2 protein-coding genes are annotated in these 3,807 nt (G+C 76.8%); both read left to right on the forward strand.

Features of this window, described 5'->3' with window-relative positions; genetic code table 11:
• A partial coding sequence (locus VR44_RS26295; RefSeq protein WP_045950084.1) for an SDR family NAD(P)-dependent oxidoreductase occupies positions 1-3,377 on the forward strand: 3,377 nt, incomplete at its 5' end.
• A 57-nt stretch (positions 3,378-3,434) separates the two neighbouring features.
• The coding region (locus VR44_RS26300) for a beta-ketoacyl synthase N-terminal-like domain-containing protein (protein WP_045950085.1) at positions 3,435-3,807 on the forward strand (373 nt) is incomplete at its 3' end.

Consider the following 3,807-nt stretch of genomic DNA (forward strand, 5'->3'; position numbering starts at 1 on the left):
TGTGGCCGCCGGCGGGGGCCGAACCCCTGGACACCGACGGCCTGTACGAGACCCTCGGCGCGGCCGGACTGGAGTACGGGCCGGTCTTCCAGGGCCTCCAGGCCGCCTGGAAACTCGGCGAGGACATCTACACCGAGGTCGCCCTCCCCGAGGAAGCCACCGCCGACGCCACCCGCTACGGCCTCCACCCCGCCCTCCTGGACGCCGCCCTCCACGGCATCGGCCTCGGCTCCTTCGTCACCACCGACGGCGCAGCACACCTCCCCTTCGCCTGGTCGGGACTCTCCCTCCACGCCACCGCCGCCTCCGCCCTCCGCGTCCGCATCACCCCCGCCGGAACGGACTCGGTCGCCCTCACCCTCACCGACCAGACCGGCACCCCCGTCGCCACCATCGACTCCCTCGCACTACGCGCCGTCACCACCGCACAACTGGAAGACGAGGGCTCCCTCCGCGACGCCCTGTTCCGCCTCGACTGGGCCGGGCTGCCCCTCGAAGCGGCCGCCGGGCCGGGCGGCACCTGGGCGCTGCTGGGCGGCGAGGACGGCTACGCCGCCACGGCCCTGCGCCGTGCGGGCGTCGGCTTCGACGCGTACGCGGATCTCGCGGAGGCGCGCGCCGCGGCGGTGGCACCGGAGGTGCTGGTGGTGCCCGTGGAGGGTGCCGGGGAGGCTTCCGCCGAGCGGGTGCGGGAGCTGGTCGGGCGGGTCCTGGAGCTGCTGCGGGACTGGCAGTCCGACGAGCGGTTCGCCGGGACCCGGCTGCTGCTGCTGACCTCGGGCGCGGTCGTGGCCCGGGGCGGGGAGGCCGTGCACGATCTCGCGGCGGCCGCCGTATGGGGTCTGGTGCGTTCGGCGCAGGCCGAGAACCCCGGCCGGATCGTGCTGGCCGACGGGCCGCGCCCCGGGGACCCCGCCGGGGGCGCCGACTGGGAGCTGCTGCCCGCCGCCCTGACCACCGACGAGCCCCAACTGGCTCTGCGCGGCGGCGGGTTCCTCGTCCCGCGGCTGGCGCGGGCGCGGGCCGCGGAGGCGCTGGCCGTGCCGGCCGGCGAGGCGGCGTGGCGGCTGGACGTGCGGGGCCGGGGCACCCTGGAGAACCTGGCGCTGGTGCCCGCCCCCGAGGCGGCGGGGCCGCTCCAGGCCGGGCAGGTGCGGATCGGGGTCCGTGCGGCGGGCCTCAACTTCCGTGACGTGATGCTCTCGCTGGGCCTGTACCCGGGCGAGTTCGTGCTCGGCGGCGAGGGCGCCGGCGTGGTCCTGGAGACCGGCCCGGGGGTGACCTCCGTGAAGCCGGGCGACCGGGTGATGGGCATCTTCGACGGGGCGTTCGGGCCGGTGGCCGTCGCCGACGCGCGGAGCGTGCACCGCGTCCCGAAGGGGTGGACGTTCGCCCAGGCGGCCGCCGTGCCGATCGTGTTCATGACCGCGTACTACGGGCTGGTGGACCTGGCCCGGGCGCGGCGCGGCGAGCGGGTGCTGATCCACGCGGCGGCCGGCGGCGTCGGCATGGCGGCCGTGCAGCTGGCCCGGCACCTGGGGCTGGAGGTGTACGGCACCGCGAGCCCCGGCAAGTGGGACACGCTGCGGGCGGCGGGCCTGGACGGGGCGCACCTGGCGAACTCGCGGACCCTGGACTTCGAGGGAGCGTTCCTGGAGGCCACCGGCGGGCGGGGCGTGGACATCGTCCTCGACTCCCTCGCCCGGGAGTTCGTGGACGCCTCGCTGCGGCTGCTGCCGGGCGGCGGCCGGTTCCTGGAGATGGGCAAGACCGACATCCGGGTGCCGGCGGAGGTCGCCGAGGCGCACCCGGGGGTGGAGTACCGGGCGTTCGACCTGGTGGACGCGGGGCCCGAGCGGATCGGTGCGATGCTCGCGGCGCTGGTGGAGCTGTTCGAGAGCGGGGAGCTGTCGCCGCTGCCGGTCACCACGTGGGACGTCCGGCAGGCCAAGGACGCGTTCCGGTACGTCAGCCAGGCCAAGCACACCGGAAAGGTGGTGCTGACCGTCCCGGCGGGCTTCGACCCGGACGGCACGGTGCTGGTCACGGGCGGTACGGGCACGCTGGGCGCGCTGCTGGCAGGTCACCTCGTCCGGCGTCACGGGGTGCGGAACCTGCTGCTGGCCGGCCGGCGCGGGCCGCGGGCGGCCGGAGCGGCGGAGCTGACCGCCGCCCTGGCGGAGCTGGGGGCGCGGGCGGAGGTCGTCGCCTGCGACGTCGCGGACCGTGAGGCGCTGGCCGGGCTGCTGGCGCGGATCCCCGCGGAGCGTCCGCTGACGGCGGTCGTGCACACGGCCGGTGTCCTCGACGACGGGATCCTCGGGTCGCTGACCGGGGAGCGGCTGGAGCGTGTGCTGCGTCCGAAGACGGCGGCGGCGCTGGCGCTGCACGAGCTGACGCGGGACCTGGACCTGTCGGCGTTCGTGCTGTTCTCCTCGGCCGCCGGGGTGTTCGGCAACCCGGGGCAGGCCAACTACGCGGCGGCGAACGCCTCCCTGGACGCGCTGGCGCTGCACCGGCGGGCGCTGGGCCTGCCCGCGGTGTCCCTGGCGTGGGGCATGTGGGAGGAGGCCAGCGGGATGACGGCCCACCTGGACGGCGGCGAGCGGTCGCGGTCCGGGCGCGGCGGCGCCGGTGCGCTGGGCTCCGAGGAGGGGCTGGCGCTGTTCGACGCGGCGTTCGCGGACGGTGGGGCGGTGCTGGTGCCGGCGCGGCTGGACCTGCGTGCGGTGTCGGGGCCGGCCGGTCCGGTGCCGCCGCTGCTGCGGGGCCTGGTCCGTGCGGCGGGCCGGCGGACGGCGGCCGCGGTGCGGCAGCGGCCCGGCGGGGTGTCGCCGGCCGAACGGCTGGCGGCGCTGACGCCGGGGGCGCGGGAACGGGAACTGCTGGAGATCGTCCGGGAGAACACGGCGGTGGTCTTCGGGCACGCGAGCGGTGACACGGTCGACGTGGCGAAGCCGTTCAAGGCGCTGGGCATCGACTCGCTGACCGCGCTGGAGCTGCGCAACCGGGTGACGGCGGCGACGGGGCTGCGGCTGCCGCCGACGCTGGTGTTCGACTGCCCGACGCCGGCGGCGCTCGCGGAGCGGCTGCTGGAGGAGTTCGCGGACTCCGGTGCCGCGGCCGGCGCCGCCGCCACGGCCGGGGAGCCGGCCGGTGCGGCGGCGGTCCTGGCGGAGATCGACCGGCTGGAGTCGGCGATCGGCGCGGTGGACGCGGCCGACGAGGCGGCGGTCGGCGCGCGGCTGCGGGACCTCCTGGCCGCCTGGAACGGCCGGACGGCGGCGGCCGCACCGGACGGCGCCGCGACGGACCTCGAAGGGGCCACCGCCGAGGACCTCTTCGACCTGCTCGACGGCGAGCTGGGAACGCTCTGACGCCGCCACCCGAAGCCGCACCGCCCTTGAGCCCGACCCCTGTTGGAGCGATCGCACGTGACGAACACCAGCCAGAACAACGAGGCCAAGCTCCTCGACTACCTGAAGCGGGCCACCGCCGACCTGCGTGAGACCAAACGCCGGCTCGCGGAGGCGGAGGCCCAGGCCGGCGCGAAGGAGCGCGAGCCGGTCGCGATCGTCGGGATGAGCTGCCGGTTCCCCGGCGGTGCCGGCTCGCCCGACGGGCTGTGGGACCTCGTACGGCGCGGCGGGCACGGGCGGTCGCCGTTCCCGGAGAACCGGGGCTGGGACGTGGACGCCCTGTTCGACGAGGACCCGGCCCGGCCGGGCACCTCGTACGTGCGGGAGGGCGGGTTCCTGCACGAGGCCGTCGACTTCGACGCCGCCTTCTTCGGGATCTCCCCGCGCG

The organism is Streptomyces katrae (genome assembly GCF_000966975.1).
GTDB lineage: Bacteria > Actinomycetota > Actinomycetes > Streptomycetales > Streptomycetaceae > Streptomyces > Streptomyces katrae.